We start from the raw sequence: 15,523 nt of genomic DNA on the forward strand, positions 1-15,523 counted from the left end.
TTTTCTCTATTAATTATGTTTAATATTCTCTATGAACTGGTCAAATAGATATAATGAATCATTTGGACCAGGACTTGCTTCAGGATGGTACTGTACTGAGAAACAGTTTTTATCTTTCAGCTTTATACCTGCAACTGTATTGTCATTTAAATGTATATGTGTGATTTCTACATTAGAATTAGCTTCAGTAGATTCCCTATCAATTGCAAAACCATGATTTTGAGATGTGATCTCCCCCTTACCTATCAATAGGTTTTTTACAGGATGATTAATTCCTCTATGTCCATTGTGCATCTTATATGTTGAAATTCCATTAGCTAATGCAATAACTTGATGTCCTAAACAAATTCCGAATAAAGGTTTATTATTCGCAATAATTTCTTTTGCCAAGTTAATAGCATCCACTAAAGGTTCGGGATCACCAGGTCCATTAGATAAGAAATATCCATCGGGATTAAAGGCTTCTAATTCTTCAAACTTAGAATTGTACGGAAATACTTTAACGTAAGCATCACGTTTAACTAGGTTTCTAAGTATGTTCTTTTTTATACCAATATCTAAAACGGCAATTTTATAAGTTGCATTTTCATCTCCAACAAAATAAGGTTCTTTAGTGGAAACTTTTGAAGCTAATTCTAAACCTACCATAGAAGGAATTTCCGCTAATTGTTTCTTAATGTCTTCAATATTATCAACCTCTGTTGTTATAACCGCATTCATAGCTCCATTATCTCTAATGTAACTAACCAATGCTCTGGTATCCACATCAGCTATAGCTAACGTATTATTCTTCTCAAAAAATGCTTCTAAAGATGAATCTGCTGCAGGTCTAGAATAATTAAAACTAAAATTTTTACAAATTAAACCCGCAATTTTTACATCATCAGATTCCGACTCGTCATTTTTAATTCCATAATTACCAATATGTGCATTGGTAGTCACCATTAACTGACCATAATAAGAAGGGTCGGTAAATATTTCTTGATAACCAGTGGTACCTGTATTAAAACATACTTCGCCAAAAGCAGAACCTTCTTTTCCTATAGACTTACCATGAAAAATTGTTCCGTCTGCTAGTAGAATGAGTGCTTTTTTTCTTTGTTTGTATTTCATTGGTGCGTGCGTTGTTAATTTATTTAATGTTGTGTTGTCTGTAACTTATAAATTCTAATAATAAAACACATGAAATCAATTCAGTGTTACAATCACTTTCAATTTTATATATACCTACCTCAAAGCTCATATGCTAATTCCGCGTTAAGGATTGAAACGGCATCCTCTAACTGTTTAGTTAGAGATATAGAGGAAAGCCTGACGCTATTAGTTTTCATAAAAACTAATTGGGTAACGCCCAAACTATCTTTCTATATTTTACAAAAATCCAAAAAAAAAGGATAAACTGAAACAGTCTATCCTTTTTATTTATTAATGCTTATTAACACTCGATAATCGAGATTTGTATAATACGAAAGCTAGTGTAAATTTTTTATTCACAACGAATTTAAAATCTTCTTGAACTTTCCTTAGCATATTCTCTATTCTTCTTCTTCGTTTGAAGATTTAGATTCTGTAACAGGTGCTTCAACAGCTTTGCTACCACCTCTTCTACTTCTACGAGTTGTTTTCTTAGGTGCTTTATCAGCATTGTAGATTTCGTTGTAATCAACTAATTCTATCATTGCCATATCAGCGTTATCACCAAGTCTGTTTCCTAATTTGATGATACGTGTATAACCTCCTGGACGATCACCAATCTTTGGTGCTACATCTCTAAACAATTCAGCAACTACGTCTTTTTGTCTTAGTTTAGCCATAACGATACGTCTGTTGTGTGTCGTATCTGTTTTTGATTTTGTAATCATTGGCTCAACAAATTGCTTTAAAGCTTTCGCTTTTGCAACTGTTGTGTTAATACGCTTGTGCTCAATTAATGAACAAGCCATATTAGCTAACATTGACTTTCTGTGTGCAGTTTGTCTTCCTAAGTGGTTGAATTTTTTTCCGTGTCTCATGACATTTGTTTTATCATCTTGCTACCAAACTCTTCTTTGAGGAGCAAAATATGATTAATTAATAATAATTTTAAATATGAATGCCATTCCTATATAAATAGAAATGGCATACTATATTTAGTCTTTGTCTAATTTATATTTGCTTAAATCCATTCCGAAGTTTAAACCTTTAACATTAACTAGTTCTTCTAGTTCAGTTAAAGACTTCTTACCGAAGTTTCTGAATTTCATTAAATCATTTTTATTGAATGATACTAAGTCTCCTAAAGTATCTACTTCTGCTGCTTTTAAACAATTAAGAGCACGTACAGAAAGATCCATATCAACTAATTTAGTTTTCAATAGCTGTCTCATGTGAAGTGATTCTTCATCATAAGTTTCAGTCTGTGCAATTTCATCAGCTTCTAAAGTGATACGCTCATCAGAGAATAACATGAAGTGGTGAATTAATATTTTAGCGGCTTCAGTTAAAGCATCTTTTGGGTTAATTGACCCATCAGTTCTAATTTCGAAAACTAATTTTTCATAATCCGTCTTTTGTTCAACACGGAAGTTTTCGATTGCATACTTAACATTCTTTATTGGTGTAAAAATTGAATCTGTAAAGATTGTACCAATTGCTGCAGAAGCTTTTTTATTTTCTTCAGCAGGAACATAACCTCTTCCTTTTTCAATAGTTAACTCCATATTGATGTTAACTTTAGGATCTAAATTACAGATAACTAAATCTGTATTTAACACTTGAAATCCAGAAATAAATTTCTGAAAATCTCCTGCTGTTATTTGATTTTGTCCTGAAATCGAAATTGTAACAGTTTCGTTATCAACTTCTTCGATTTGACGCTTAAAGTTAACTTGCTTTAAGTTCAAAATCATTTCAGTAACATCTTCAACAACACCTGAAATTGTAGAAAACTCATGGTCTACACCTTCAATTCTAACCGATGTAATAGCAAAACCTTCTAAAGAAGATAATAAAACTCTTCTTAAAGCATTTCCTACTGTTAATCCGTATCCTGGTTCTAAAGGTCTGAATTCAAATTTACCTTCGAAATCAGTAGAATCAATCATGATTACTTTATCCGGTTTTTGAAAATTTAATATTGCCATATTATTCTTCGTTTTAATTGTTGTTCAGTTGCGCGATTTAGAAGTATGAAGAAGACTAATAAATCCTTTGGCCAAATTACAATATGATTAATTATTATTTAGAGTAAAGTTCAACGATCAATTGCTCGTTGATTTGTTCTGGAATTTGAATTCTTGCAGGAACAGCAACATAAGTACCTTCCTTAGAACCTGGATTCCAAGTAATCCATTCGTAAACATTGCTTGAATTAGCTAATGAATTTTGAATAGCTTCTAATGATTTTGATTTTTCTCTAACTCCAACAACATCTCCTGCTTTTAATTGGTATGAAGGAATATTTACCTTTTCACCGTTTACAGTAATATGTCTGTGTGATACTAATTGTCTAGCTCCACTACGTGTTGGGCTAATACCCATTCTAAAGACAACGTTATCTAAACGAGACTCACAAAGTTGAAGTAAAACCTCACCTGTAATTCCCTTCGCAGAAGTTGCTCTTTTGAACATGTTTCTAAATTGCTTTTCTAAAATACCGTAAGTATATTTAGCTTTTTGCTTCTCCATTAATTGAACAGAGTATTCAGATTTTTTACCACGACGACGTGTGTTACCATGTTGCCCAGGTGGGTAATTTCTTTTTTCGAAAGCCTTATCGTCTCCGAATATAGCTTGTCCGAATTTACGAGCTATTTTAGTTTTAGGACCAGTATATCTTGCCATTTTAATTTGTTTTTTAAGAGTGATTTGTGAATTAAGGTCTTAATCTTATCCTTCAAAATCGTTGTTCTCTTGTTGATACTTGTTAATAATTTTCAGTTTGCAAATTTATACAAAATAAACTAATACCAACACATAAATGCGAGATATTAGTTTATTTAAAATTTGAGTAAGTTTTTCTAACTAAATATAGTTAGAAATCTAATATTAAAATTAGATTAAACTCTACGTCTTTTTGGAGGACGACAACCGTTATGTGGTAATGGAGTTACATCAATAATTTCTGATACTTCAATACCTGCATTGTGAATAGATCTGATAGCAGATTCTCTACCGTTACCAGGACCTTTTACGTATGCCTTTACTTTCTTTAAACCAGCTTCTTTAGCTACTGCTGCAGCATCTTCTGCAGCTAATTGAGCAGCGTATGGTGTGTTCTTTTTCGAACCTCTAAAACCCATTTTTCCTGCTGATGACCAAGAAATAACGTCACCTTTTTTGTTTGTCAAAGAAATAATGATGTTGTTAAATGAAGCAGTGATATGAGCTTCACCAATTGCATCAACTATAACTTTACGTTTTTTTGTACTTGCCTTTGCCATTATATTTTTAGCTTTTAGTATTAGTTTATAGTCGCTAGAATCCTAAACCGTTAAATTTCAAACAGATTCTTTCCAACGTCTAAAGACTAAAGACTATTTATTATTTAGTTACTTTCTTTTTGTTAGCAACCGTTTTACGTCTACCTTTTCTGGTACGAGAGTTGTTCTTAGTACGTTGTCCTCTTAAAGGAAGACCTACTCTATGACGAATACCTCTGTAACATCCAATATCCATTAATCGCTTAATGTTCATTTGAGTTTCCGAACGTAATTCACCTTCGATTTTGAAAGTTCCAACAGCTTCACGGATTGCTCCAATTTCGTCATCAGTCCAATCTTGTACTTTTGTACTTTCGTCAACTTTAGCTGCTGCTAAAATTTCTTTTGATCTACTTCTACCTACTCCGTAGATATAAGTTAAAGAGATTACTCCTCTTTTCTGTTTTGGTATGTCTACACCTGCAATTCTTGCCATAATTACCCTTGTCTTTGTTTGAATCTAGGATTCTTTTTGTTAATGACGTAAAGTCTACCTTTTCTGCGCACTAGTTTACAGTCTACGCTTCTTTTCTTTACTGACGCTCTAACTTTCATCGTATTAGTATCTATAAGTTATGCGAGCCTTAGTTAAATCGTAAGGACTCATTTCTAATTTCACCTTATCTCCTGGTAACAACTTAATGTAATGCATACGCATTTTACCAGAGATATGTGCAGTCACTATATGACCATTTTCTAATTCAACACGAAACATAGCATTGGATAATGCTTCTATAATTGTTCCGTCTTGTTCTATTGCTGCTTGTTTTGCCATAGTAATATCTTATTATTGCGAAACCGCTTTTCTGTTCTTTCCAGTTTTCATTAAACCGTCATAATGCTTATTCAATAAATAAGAATTAATCTGTTGCATTGTATCAATAGCAACACCGACCATAATTAAAAGTGAAGTACCACCAAAGAATAATGCCCAACCTTGTTGTACACTCATTAACTTAACAATAAATGCTGGAAATATAGCAATTAACGCTAAGAAAATAGAACCCGGTAAAGTGATTTGAGACATTATCTTATCTAAATACTCTGACGTTTCCGATCCTGGACGAATACCTGGAATAAAACCACCACTACGTTTAAGATCATCTGCCATTTTATTAGTTGGTACTGTAATTGCTGTATAAAAATATGTAAATATTATTATTAATAAAGCAAAAATCAAGTTGTACCAAAATCCAAACATATCTTGGAAATTAGATTGCATCCATAATCCCGTACTTGTATCTTTTAACCAAGCTGAACCACCTATTAAACTTGGAACAAACATAATTGCTTGTGCAAAGATAATTGGCATTACACCTGAAGCATTTAACTTTAAAGGTAAAAACTGACGTGAACCAAATACATTCTTTTCATAACCACCAGAAGCCGTTCTTCTTGCGTATTGTACAGCTATCTTTCTAACTGCCATTACTAAGAAAATAGCACCCAAAATAATTAAGAACCATATAACAAGTTCAATTAATATCATCATGAAACCACCATTTCCACCTTCTAATCGAGAGTACATATTTTGTACAAATGATTGTGGTAATGTTGCAATGATACCAACCATAATTAATAATGAAATACCATTACCAATTCCCTTATCTGTAATCTTTTCACCTAACCACATTGCGAATACACAACCAGTTACTAAAATTATTACTGAAGAGAAGTAGAAAATATTTTCACTAAAACCAGGAACCAACATAGAACCCATTGATGATGCTCCAGACAATGCTGGAATACTTGCTAAATAACCTGGTGCTTGTACTAAACAAATACCAATAGTTAACCAACGTGTAATTTGAGTAATCTTTTTCTGACCACTAGCACCTTCTTTCTGAAGTTTCTGTAAGTAAGGAATAGCTATACCCATTAATTGAACCACAATGGAAGCAGAAATGTAAGGCATAATACCTAAAGCAAAAACTGATGCATTAGCAAAAGCTCCACCTGTAAAAGCGTTTAACAATCCTAATATACCACCATCCATACCAGCTTGTAAACCACCTAGTGAATCTATATTAATACCAGGTAATACAACCTGAGCACCAAAACGATACACTAACAATAAACCTAAGGTTAGAACAATTCTATCCTTAAGTTCAGTGATTTTCCAAACGTTTTTTAATGTTTCTATTATTTTCATCCTATAATCTTATAAAGTTACAGCTTCACCACCAGCAGCTTCAATAGCAGCTTTTGCCGTAGCAGTAAATTTATGAGCAGTTACTGTTAATTTAGTTTTTAACTCTCCTCTACCTAAGATTTTCACTAGTTCATTCTTACCAGCTAAACCTAAAGATAAAAGCGTTTCAAAATCAACACTATCTTTAATTACTTTTTCGTCTACCAACTTCTGTAACGTATCTAAGTTTACACCTTGATATTCTACTCTGTTAATGTTAGTGAAACCAAATTTAGGAACACGTCTTTGTAATGGCATTTGACCACCTTCAAATCCTAATTTCTTAGAATAACCTGAACGCGACTTTGCACCTTTATGACCACGAGTTGCCGTACCACCTTTACCAGAACCTTGACCACGTCCAATACGCTTACCTTGGTTTTTTACTGAACCTTCTGCAGGTTTTAAATTACTTAAATTCATTTTAAGTTATATTTTTAAGCTTCTTCAATAGAAACTAAATGTTCAACTTTCTTAACCATACCAAGGATGTTCGGTGTGGCGTCGTGCTCTACAACTTGTCCAATCTTTTTTAAACCTAAAGCTAACAATGTTAACTTTTGTCTCTTAGTACGATTGATTGCACTTTTTACTTTCTTTACTTTAATCTTTGCCATCTTATCCTATCGATTATCCGTTAAATACTTTTTCAAGTGAAATTCCACGCTCTTTAGCTACAGACTTAGCATCTCTTAATTGTAATAAAGCATCAAAAGTTGCCTTAACTACATTATGAGGGTTAGAAGAACCTTGAGACTTAGATAATACATCATGTATACCAACTGCTTCAAGAACAACTCTTACAGCACCACCAGCAATAACTCCTGTACCAGGTGCTGCTGGGATAATGTTAACTCTTGCTCCACCATACTTACCTTTTTGTTCGTGTGGTATAGTTCCTTTAAGAATTGGAATTCTTACTAAATTCTTCTTAGCATCTTCAATCGCTTTAGCAATTGCAGTAGCAACATCTTTAGATTTACCTAAACCTTGTCCTACAACATTTGTTTCATCACCAACAACAACAATCGCAGAAAAACCAAATGCTCTACCACCTTTTGTTACTTTAGTTACACGCTGCACACCTACTAAGCGATCCTTTAATTCTAATCCGCTTGGTTTAACAAGCTCTGCGTTTTTATATTTTTGATACATATTGTCTTAAAATTTAAGTCCTGCTTCTCTAGCACCTTCTGCTAATGATTTTACTCTTCCATGATATAAATAACCACCTCTATCAAAAGAAATAGTTTCAACACCAGCCTTCATAGCTTTTTCTGCAACAGATTTACCAACTAAAGTTGCTATTTCTGATTTGTTTCCTTTAGAATCTGTAATGTCTTTATCTCTAGAAGACGCAGCAGCTAAAGTTTGACCAGTTACATCATCTACAAGTTGAGCATAAATTTCTTTATTACTTCTAAAAACAGCTAATCTTGGTTTTGTTTGAGTACCAGATACTACCTTACGGATTCTGTTTTTAATTCTTATTCTTCTTTCGTTCTTTGTCAATGCCATAACTTAATTATTAAGCTGATTTACCTGCTTTTCTTCTAATTTCTTCACCAACAAACTTGATACCTTTTCCTTTGTAAGGTTCAGGTCTTCTAAAGCCACGGATTTTTGCTGCGACTTGACCAACCAATTGTTTGTCAAAAGACGTTAATTTAATAATTGGATTCTTACCTTTTTCAGAAATCGTCTCTACTGTTACTTCTGGAGCGATGTCCAAAACAATATTATGAGAAAATCCTACGGCTAAATCTAATTTTTGTCCTTGATTTGCTGCTCTATAACCTACACCAACCATCTCTAGTTGTTTGGTCCAACCTTTAGAAACACCTTCAATCATGTTAGCAATTAATGCTCTATAAAGACCATGTTTTGCTCTTAAATCTTTCTTATCAGAAGAACGCTCTAAAGTAATAGTACCGTCTTCTAATTTTATTGTAATTTCTGAATACTCTTGAGTTAATTCACCAAGTTTACCTTTAGCGATAATAACGTTGTCTTTAATCTCAACTGTTACACCTTCAGGAACTGTTATTGGGTTTTTACCTATTCTTGACATAATTTCCTGTTTTTAGTATACGAAACATAAGACTTCACCACCAACGTTTTCTCTTTGCGCTTGTTTACCTGTCATCACACCGTGAGACGTTGAAACAATAGCAATACCTAATCCGTTAAGGATTCTTGGCATTTCGTTAGAAGAAGCATATTTACGTAAACCTGGTTTACTAATTCTTTGAATTTTTTTGATAACAGATTCTTTCGTATCCTTACTGTACTTCAAGGCTATTTTAATAGTCCCTTGAACTGAAGAGTCATCAAATTTATAACTTAAGATAAATCCTTGATCGAATAAAATCTTAGTTATTTCTTTTTTTAAATTAGATGCAGGAATTTCAACCACTCTGTGATTTGCCTTTACTGCGTTTCTAACTCGCGTTAAATAATCCGCTATTGGATCTGTGTTCATATATATTAATTTGCGGTAGCGGTTTTCGACATTATTGCCAAACCTGAAACCAATTTATAATTTTACCAAGATGCTTTTCTAACACCAGGAATTAAGCCTTGATTAGCCATTTCTCTAAACATTACACGAGAAATTCCAAATTGTCTCATGTAACCTTTAGGTCTTCCTGTAAGTTTGCAACGGTTGTGCTGACGTATTGGTGAAGCATTTTTTGGTAATTTCTGTAATGCTTCATAATCTCCAGCTTCTTTCAAAGCTTTACGTTTTTCTGCATATTTAGCTACCGTTTTAGAACGCTTAACCTCACGGGCTTTCATTGATTCTTTAGCCATAATTAATTCTTTTTAAAAGGTAATCCTAATTCTGTTAATAAAGACTTTGCTTCCTTATCTGTGTCTGCAGTAGTTACAAATGTAATATCCATTCCTGAAATTTTATTAACTTTATCAATATCAATTTCTGGAAAGATAATTTGTTCTACAACACCTAAGTTATAATTTCCACGACCATCAAAACCTGTAGCTTTGATTCCGTTAAAATCTCTTACTCGTGGTAAAGCTGAAGTTACCAAACGATCTAAGAATTCATACATTTGCTCTCCTCTCAAAGTTACCTTAGCGCCAATTGGCATACCCTTACGTAACTTAAATGAAGCAACATCTTTCTTAGACATTGTATGAATAGCTTTCTGTCCAGATATTTTTGTAAGTTCTTCAACTGCGTGATCGATTAATTTCTTATCCGCAACAGCTGCACCAACACCTTTAGATATTACTATCTTAGTAAGTTTAGGCACCTGCATTACATTTTTATATCCAAATTCTTCCGTAAGAGCAGGAACAACTTTGTCCTTGTACTCTTGTTTTAATCTTGCAACGTAAGCCATAATTAAATTACTTCATTAGATTTTTTTGAAAATCTTACTTTATTATCACCATCCATTTTAGAACCTACTCTAGTTGTTTCTCCTTTAGAGGTTAACAACGATAAGTTAGAAATATGAATAGATGCTTCTTTCTCTACAATTCCACCTTGAGGACTTTGTGCACTTGGTTTCGTATGTTTCTTAACCATGTTCACACCTTCTACGATGGCTCTGTTCTTATCTATTAATACTTTAAGTATTTTCCCTTCTGATCCTTTATGATCACCAGCAATTACTTTAACAGTATCTCCTGATTTTATTTTAAGCTTTGTCATCTTACTTATCAATTAAAGCACCTCTGGTGCCAATGATACAATTTTCATGAATTGTTTATCACGAAGTTCTCTAGCTACAGGTCCAAAAACACGAGTTCCTCTCATTTCCCCTTGAGGATTTAAAAGTACACAAGCGTTATCGTCAAATCTAATGTAAGATCCATCAGGACGTCTTACTTCTTTAGCTGTACGTACAACTACTGCAGTAGAAACAGCACCTTTCTTAATGGCACCATTAGGTGTAGCATCTTTAACAGCTACTACAATCTTATCTCCTACAGAAGCATATCTTCTTTTAGTTCCACCTAGTACACGGATAGTTAAAACTTCCTTTGCACCAGTGTTATCAGCTACTTTTAATCTTGATTCTTGTTGTAACATAATTACTTCGCTCTTTCAATTATTTCTACTAATCTCCAACATTTAGATTTACTTAAAGGTCGTGTTTCCATGATCTTTACTGTATCTCCTTCGTTGCAGTCATTTGTCTCATCGTGTGCGACATATTTCTTTGTCTTTAACACGAATTTTCCATACATAGGGTGCTTTACTTTCTTAACTTCTGCAACTACAATAGATTTCTCCATTTTGTTACTAGTTACGATCCCTATACGTTCTTTTCTTAAGTTTCTTTTTTCCATCTTTCAGCAGAATACGATTATTGTACGTCTCTATTAGTTAATTCTGTTGCCACTCGAGCTACTGTACGACGTGCAACGCGTAACTGAATTGGGTTATCTAAAGGAGAAATAGTATGAGCCATTTTCAGGTCCGTATAACTCTTTTTAGATTCACTAAGTTTCTCTTGTAACTCAGCTATTGAAAGCTGTTTAATTTCTGATTGCTTCATAATATCTTTCTATTAAGCTTCGTAATCTCTAGCTATGATAAACTTAGTTTTTACAGGAAGTTTTTGTGCTGCTAATCTAAGTGCTTCTTGTGCTGTTTCTAACGGCACACCACTTATTTCAAATAACATACGTCCTGGTCTCACAACGGCTGCCCAATATTCTACACCACCTTTACCTTTACCCATACGTACTTCAAGAGGTTTCTTTGTAATAGGCTTGTCTGGAAATATTTTAATCCATAACGATCCTTCTCTCTTCATGAAACGTGTAGCGGCAATACGAGCTGCTTCTATTTGACGTGCAGTTATAAACGTCGATTCTAATGACTTAATACCGAAAGTACCATTTGATAACAAATGACCTCTTCCTGCATTACCTTTCATACGTCCTTTTTGCTGCTTACGAAATTTTGTTCTTTTAGGCTGTAACATTTTGTCTTTTCTTTAAAAAATTACTTTCTACGACGAGGTTGGTTCTTGTTTCCACCACGTCCACCTTTACCTTTTTGTTGTTTAGATAAACCGACTAATGGAGAAAGTTCTCTTTTTCCATAAACTTCGCCTTTCATTATCCAAACTTTGATACCCAATCTACCATAAGTAGTGTGAGCTTCTACTAGAGCATAATCAATGTCAGCTCTAAATGTAGATAAAGGGATACGACCTTCTTTATAGTGTTCTGATCGTGCCATTTCAGCACCATTTAAACGACCACTAATCTGAATTTTAATACCTTCTGCATTCATACGAATAGCTGCTGCAATGGCCATTTTAATGGCACGTCTGTAAGAAATTCTACTTTCAATTTGACGAGCGACACTTGCTGCTACTAAAAATGCATCTAGTTCAGGTCTTTTGATTTCAAAGATGTTCAATTGAACCTCTTTATCAGTAATCTTTTTAAGCTCTTCTTTTAACTTGTCTACCTCTTGGCCACCTTTCCCGATAATAATACCAGGTCTAGCAGTAGTGATAGTAACGGTTACAAGTTTAAGCGTACGCTCAATAATTACTCTACTTACACTAGCTTTTGATAGACGAGCATGAATATACTTTCTAATCTTATCGTCTTCGGCAAGTTTATCACCATAATCGTTTCCTCCGTACCAGTTAGATTCCCATCCTCTGATAATTCCTAAGCGATTTCCGATTGGATTTGTCTTTTGTCCCATATCTGTCTTAGCTTTGTGTTTTGTTTATTGCATCTACAACCACAGTTACGTGATTAGATCTTTTTCTTATTCTATGTGCTCTACCTTGAGGAGCTGGTCTTAATCTCTTTAACATCGATCCACCATCTACTCTGATTTCCTTGATAAATAATTTAGCTTCTTCAACATCAGCATCTTCATTTTTAGCTTGCCAATTTGCAATTGCAGACATAACTAACTTTTCTAAACGACGTGAAGCTTCTTTTGAACTAAATCTAAGAATCTGAAGAGCTGTTTCAGCCTTTTTCCCTCTTACTAAATCCGCAACTAAACGCATTTTTCTTGGAGATGTAGGACAGTTATTTAGCTTAGCAAAAGCAATCTGCTTTTTTTCAGCCTTAATAGCTTCCGCCATTTGTTTTTTACGACTTCCCATGATTCTTATTTTTTACCTTTATTCTTAGCACCTGCATGACCTCTAAAAGATCGTGTTGGTGAAAATTCTCCTAATTTGTGACCTACCATATTCTCAGTAACATAAACTGGAACAAACTGACGACCATTGTGAACTGCTATAGTCTGTCCAACGAAATCCGGAGATATCATTGAAGCTCTAGACCAAGTTTTAATCACCGTCTTTTTGTTTGAAGCTACATTTTCAGCAACTTTCTTTTCTAATTTATAATGGATATAAGGTCCTTTCTTTAATGAACGTGCCATACTATCTTAATTATTTCTTTCTACGTTCTACAATATACTTATTACTCGCTTTTGTCTTAGAACGTGTTCTAAATCCTTTAGCAGGAATACCGTTTCTAGACCTTGGATGACCACCTGAAGATTTACCTTCACCACCACCCATTGGGTGATCGACTGGGTTCATCACTACTGGTCTAACTCTTGGACGTCTTCCTAACCATCTACTTCTACCTGCTTTACCAGACACAAGTAATTGATGATCTGAATTTGAAACAACACCAATTGTAGCCATACATGTTACTAGAATTAATCTAGTTTCACCAGATGGTAATTTCACTGTCGCGAATTTATCACCTCTAGCCATTAACTGAGCAAATGCACCAGCACTACGAGCCATTACAGCACCTTGACCAGGACGTAACTCTATACAAGAGATAATTGTACCTAATGGTATTTCACTTAAAGGCATTGCATTTCCGATTTCCGGAGCGATACCTGTTTCACCAGACACTATATTTTGACCTACTTTCAAACCATTTTGAGCGATAACATAACGTTTCTCACCATCTTGGTAATTTAATAGAGCAATAAATGCTGTTCTGTTTGGATCGTATTCAATTGACTTAACTTCCGCTGGAATTCCAGTTTTGTTACGTTTGAAGTCCATGATACGATACTTCTTTTTATGACCTCCACCAATATGGCGCATCGTCATTTTTCCTCGACTGTTTCTACCACCAGATCTCTTGTTCGGAGCAAGCAAGCTTTTCTCCGGCTTATCAGTAGTAATGGCGTCAAATCCATTAACTACTCTAAATCGCTGACCTGATGTGATCGGTTTTAATTTTCTTACTGACATTAATGTCTAAAATTACATGTTAGTGTATAAATCTATTGTTTCACCTTCCGCCAGTTGTACAATTGCTTTTTTAACAGCATTTGTTTTACCATGTTGAACACCAGTTTTTGTAAACTTAGTCTTACGATCTGGACGGACATTTATTGTACGAACTTTTTCAACAGAAACTCCATAAGCAGCCTCAACCGCTTTTTTGATTTCTACCTTGTTCGCCTTCGTGTTCACTTCAAATGCATACGCATTAAACAACTCACTTTGCATGGTTGCCTTTTCCGTGATTATAGGTTTTTTTAAGATACTCATCTGTTCTATTTACTTAAATTCGTTTCAATTCCTTCTAAAGCACCCTCAATCAAAATAACTTTACTAGCATTCATGATTTTATAAGTACTTAATTCTGAAGCTGTTATAACTTCTGAACCCTTAAAATTGCGTGAGGACAAATATACATTATTATTTGTACCAGCCAACACAATAAGAGATTTTTTGTTTTCTACCTCTAAAGCCTTTAAAACATTGATAAAGTTTTTAGTTTTTGGCTCTTCAAAACTGAAGTCTTCCAACACTAAAATTGAGTTATCATTTGCTTTAATACTTAATGCAGATTTACGTGCTAATCGTTTTAAATTTTTATTTAATTTAAAACTGTAGTTTCTTGGTCTAGGACCAAACATACGTCCACCACCTCTGAATACACCAGATTTGATACTACCTGCTCTTGCAGTACCAGTACCTTTTTGTTTTTTAATCTTACGTGTACTTCCAGAAATATCTGCTCTTTCTTTAGCCTTATGCGTCCCTTGTCTTTGGTTTGCTAAGTATTGCTTAACATCCAAATACAAAGCATGGTTATTAGGCTCTATAGCGAATACATCGTTAGAAAGCTCAGCTTTCCTTCCTGTATCTTTTCCGTTTATATCTAAAACTGCTACCTTCATTACTTCTGAATAATTACATAAGAGTTTTTATGACCAGGAACACATCCCTTAACCACAAGTAAGTTCTTTTCAGCAACTACTTTATAAACTCTTAAATTTTGAACTTTAACTGTTTCACCACCCATTCTTCCGGCCATCTTCATTCCTTTGAATACTCTCGCTGGATAAGAAGCTGCACCAATAGAACCTGGGGCTCTTAAACGGTTATGTTGACCGTGAGTAGCTTGACCTACACCACCAAAACCGTGACGTTTTACTACACCTTGAAAACCTTTACCTTTAGAAGTTCCTGCGACATCCACAAACTCTCCTTCAGTAAATTGTTCTACTGTTATAGAATCACCTAATTTGTACTCCGAATCAAAACCTTTGAATTCAACAACTTTGCGTTTTACAGAAGTACCCGCTTTTTTAGCATGACCTAAGTCTGCTTTAGTAGCGCTTTTTTCTGTCGCGTCATCGAAACCTAATTGAAGGGCTGAATAACCATCCACTTCTTCAGTTCTGACTTGGGTAACGATACATGGTCCAGCTTCGATTACTGTACAAGGAATGTTCTTCCCATTTTCATCGAAAATGCTGGTCATACCGATTTTTTTTCCAATTAACCCAGACATAATTATTATTTATTTATTATTAATATTTAAAACTTTGCAATAACAAGTTCATTGCTATTACTATATAAAATTCAAG

At 34.1% G+C, this 15,523-nt stretch carries 29 protein-coding genes; all 29 read right to left on the bottom strand.

The window, feature by feature from the left end:
- Nucleotides 1-9: 9 nt before the first annotated feature.
- A complete protein-coding gene (gene carA / locus HM981_RS16415; RefSeq protein ID WP_179339897.1) occupies nt 10-1,113 on the bottom strand; it encodes a glutamine-hydrolyzing carbamoyl-phosphate synthase small subunit in 1,104 nt (367 codons plus the stop codon).
- Between the two features lie 422 nt (nt 1,114-1,535).
- The gene (rplQ, locus tag HM981_RS16420) at nt 1,536-2,012 is read right to left on the bottom strand and encodes a 50S ribosomal protein L17 (protein WP_179339898.1); all 477 of its coding nucleotides are present in this window, start codon (nt 2,010-2,012) and stop codon (nt 1,536-1,538) included.
- A 117-nt stretch (nt 2,013-2,129) separates the two neighbouring features.
- Nucleotides 2,130-3,122 (bottom strand): DNA-directed RNA polymerase subunit alpha, encoded by a 993-nt coding sequence (locus HM981_RS16425; protein ID WP_179339899.1) that lies wholly within the window; start codon nt 3,120-3,122, stop codon nt 2,130-2,132.
- Between the two features lie 94 nt (nt 3,123-3,216).
- On the bottom strand, nt 3,217-3,822 hold the full coding sequence (rpsD, locus tag HM981_RS16430) for a 30S ribosomal protein S4 (protein WP_179339900.1): 606 nt from the start codon (nt 3,820-3,822) through the stop codon (nt 3,217-3,219).
- Between the two features lie 215 nt (nt 3,823-4,037).
- Nucleotides 4,038-4,421, bottom strand: coding sequence for a 30S ribosomal protein S11 (gene rpsK, locus HM981_RS16435; RefSeq protein ID WP_114310892.1), 384 nt, complete (start codon nt 4,419-4,421; stop codon nt 4,038-4,040).
- A gap of 100 nt (nt 4,422-4,521) precedes the next feature.
- Nucleotides 4,522-4,896 carry a 30S ribosomal protein S13 gene (gene rpsM / locus HM981_RS16440; protein ID WP_179339901.1) on the bottom strand — a complete coding sequence of 125 codons (375 nt, stop codon included), beginning with the start codon at nt 4,894-4,896 and terminating at the stop codon, nt 4,522-4,524.
- Nucleotides 4,897-4,898: 2 nt separating this feature from the next.
- Nucleotides 4,899-5,015, bottom strand: coding sequence for a type B 50S ribosomal protein L36 (ykgO, locus tag HM981_RS16445; protein WP_081988313.1), 117 nt, complete (start codon nt 5,013-5,015; stop codon nt 4,899-4,901).
- A 4-nt stretch (nt 5,016-5,019) separates the two neighbouring features.
- On the bottom strand, nt 5,020-5,235 hold the full coding sequence (gene infA, locus HM981_RS16450) for a translation initiation factor IF-1 (protein ID WP_007094967.1): 216 nt from the start codon (nt 5,233-5,235) through the stop codon (nt 5,020-5,022).
- 12 nt (nt 5,236-5,247) lie between these two features.
- Nucleotides 5,248-6,612, bottom strand: coding sequence for a preprotein translocase subunit SecY (gene secY / locus HM981_RS16455; protein WP_179339902.1), 1,365 nt, complete (start codon nt 6,610-6,612; stop codon nt 5,248-5,250).
- Nucleotides 6,613-6,621: 9 nt separating this feature from the next.
- Nucleotides 6,622-7,074, bottom strand: a complete 453-nt coding sequence (gene rplO / locus HM981_RS16460; protein WP_179339903.1) for a 50S ribosomal protein L15 — start codon at nt 7,072-7,074, stop codon at nt 6,622-6,624.
- Nucleotides 7,075-7,088: 14 nt separating this feature from the next.
- Nucleotides 7,089-7,268 (bottom strand): 50S ribosomal protein L30, encoded by a 180-nt coding sequence (rpmD, locus tag HM981_RS16465; RefSeq protein WP_179339904.1) that lies wholly within the window; start codon nt 7,266-7,268, stop codon nt 7,089-7,091.
- Nucleotides 7,269-7,281: 13 nt separating this feature from the next.
- A complete protein-coding gene (gene rpsE, locus HM981_RS16470; protein ID WP_092469515.1) occupies nt 7,282-7,806 on the bottom strand; it encodes a 30S ribosomal protein S5 in 525 nt (174 codons plus the stop codon).
- Nucleotides 7,807-7,812: 6 nt separating this feature from the next.
- Nucleotides 7,813-8,169 (bottom strand): 50S ribosomal protein L18, encoded by a 357-nt coding sequence (gene rplR / locus HM981_RS16475; RefSeq protein WP_179339905.1) that lies wholly within the window; start codon nt 8,167-8,169, stop codon nt 7,813-7,815.
- Nucleotides 8,170-8,179: 10 nt separating this feature from the next.
- Entirely contained in the window at nt 8,180-8,722 is a 543-nt protein-coding gene (rplF, locus tag HM981_RS16480; protein ID WP_179339906.1) for a 50S ribosomal protein L6, read from the bottom strand.
- A 12-nt stretch (nt 8,723-8,734) separates the two neighbouring features.
- Nucleotides 8,735-9,133, bottom strand: coding sequence for a 30S ribosomal protein S8 (rpsH, locus tag HM981_RS16485; protein WP_179339907.1), 399 nt, complete (start codon nt 9,131-9,133; stop codon nt 8,735-8,737).
- A 62-nt stretch (nt 9,134-9,195) separates the two neighbouring features.
- Nucleotides 9,196-9,465, bottom strand: coding sequence for a 30S ribosomal protein S14 (rpsN, locus tag HM981_RS16490; protein WP_020897643.1), 270 nt, complete (start codon nt 9,463-9,465; stop codon nt 9,196-9,198).
- Between the two features lie 2 nt (nt 9,466-9,467).
- The gene (gene rplE / locus HM981_RS16495; protein ID WP_179339908.1) at nt 9,468-10,019 is read right to left on the bottom strand and encodes a 50S ribosomal protein L5; all 552 of its coding nucleotides are present in this window, start codon (nt 10,017-10,019) and stop codon (nt 9,468-9,470) included.
- A 2-nt stretch (nt 10,020-10,021) separates the two neighbouring features.
- Nucleotides 10,022-10,333 carry a 50S ribosomal protein L24 gene (gene rplX, locus HM981_RS16500; protein WP_179339909.1) on the bottom strand — a complete coding sequence of 104 codons (312 nt, stop codon included), beginning with the start codon at nt 10,331-10,333 and terminating at the stop codon, nt 10,022-10,024.
- Nucleotides 10,334-10,345: 12 nt separating this feature from the next.
- Entirely contained in the window at nt 10,346-10,714 is a 369-nt protein-coding gene (gene rplN / locus HM981_RS16505) for a 50S ribosomal protein L14 (protein ID WP_115818548.1), read from the bottom strand.
- Nucleotides 10,715-10,716: 2 nt separating this feature from the next.
- Entirely contained in the window at nt 10,717-10,974 is a 258-nt protein-coding gene (rpsQ, locus tag HM981_RS16510) for a 30S ribosomal protein S17 (RefSeq protein ID WP_092469501.1), read from the bottom strand.
- Nucleotides 10,975-10,991: 17 nt separating this feature from the next.
- Nucleotides 10,992-11,183: a 50S ribosomal protein L29 gene (rpmC, locus tag HM981_RS16515; RefSeq protein ID WP_020897648.1), complete on the bottom strand. Its 192-nt coding sequence runs from the start codon at nt 11,181-11,183 to the stop codon at nt 10,992-10,994.
- 12 nt (nt 11,184-11,195) lie between these two features.
- Entirely contained in the window at nt 11,196-11,615 is a 420-nt protein-coding gene (gene rplP / locus HM981_RS16520) for a 50S ribosomal protein L16 (protein ID WP_179339910.1), read from the bottom strand.
- 20 nt (nt 11,616-11,635) lie between these two features.
- On the bottom strand, nt 11,636-12,355 hold the full coding sequence (rpsC, locus tag HM981_RS16525) for a 30S ribosomal protein S3 (RefSeq protein WP_179339911.1): 720 nt from the start codon (nt 12,353-12,355) through the stop codon (nt 11,636-11,638).
- A 7-nt stretch (nt 12,356-12,362) separates the two neighbouring features.
- On the bottom strand, nt 12,363-12,770 hold the full coding sequence (gene rplV / locus HM981_RS16530) for a 50S ribosomal protein L22 (RefSeq protein WP_179339912.1): 408 nt from the start codon (nt 12,768-12,770) through the stop codon (nt 12,363-12,365).
- Nucleotides 12,771-12,775: 5 nt separating this feature from the next.
- Nucleotides 12,776-13,054, bottom strand: coding sequence for a 30S ribosomal protein S19 (gene rpsS / locus HM981_RS16535; RefSeq protein WP_008269180.1), 279 nt, complete (start codon nt 13,052-13,054; stop codon nt 12,776-12,778).
- 10 nt (nt 13,055-13,064) lie between these two features.
- Nucleotides 13,065-13,892 carry a 50S ribosomal protein L2 gene (rplB, locus tag HM981_RS16540; RefSeq protein ID WP_179339913.1) on the bottom strand — a complete coding sequence of 276 codons (828 nt, stop codon included), beginning with the start codon at nt 13,890-13,892 and terminating at the stop codon, nt 13,065-13,067.
- Between the two features lie 12 nt (nt 13,893-13,904).
- Nucleotides 13,905-14,195, bottom strand: coding sequence for a 50S ribosomal protein L23 (gene rplW, locus HM981_RS16545; RefSeq protein ID WP_179339914.1), 291 nt, complete (start codon nt 14,193-14,195; stop codon nt 13,905-13,907).
- A 5-nt stretch (nt 14,196-14,200) separates the two neighbouring features.
- Entirely contained in the window at nt 14,201-14,830 is a 630-nt protein-coding gene (gene rplD / locus HM981_RS16550) for a 50S ribosomal protein L4 (RefSeq protein WP_179339915.1), read from the bottom strand.
- Complete coding sequence (gene rplC / locus HM981_RS16555) at nt 14,830-15,447, bottom strand: 50S ribosomal protein L3 (protein ID WP_179339916.1); 618 nt, start codon at nt 15,445-15,447, stop codon at nt 14,830-14,832. Before rplC ends, rplD begins: the two co-directional genes overlap by 1 nt.
- Nucleotides 15,448-15,523 lie beyond the last annotated feature (76 nt).

This window comes from Winogradskyella ludwigii, assembly GCF_013403985.1.
In the GTDB taxonomy this organism is placed as follows: Bacteria; Bacteroidota; Bacteroidia; order Flavobacteriales; family Flavobacteriaceae; genus Winogradskyella; species Winogradskyella ludwigii.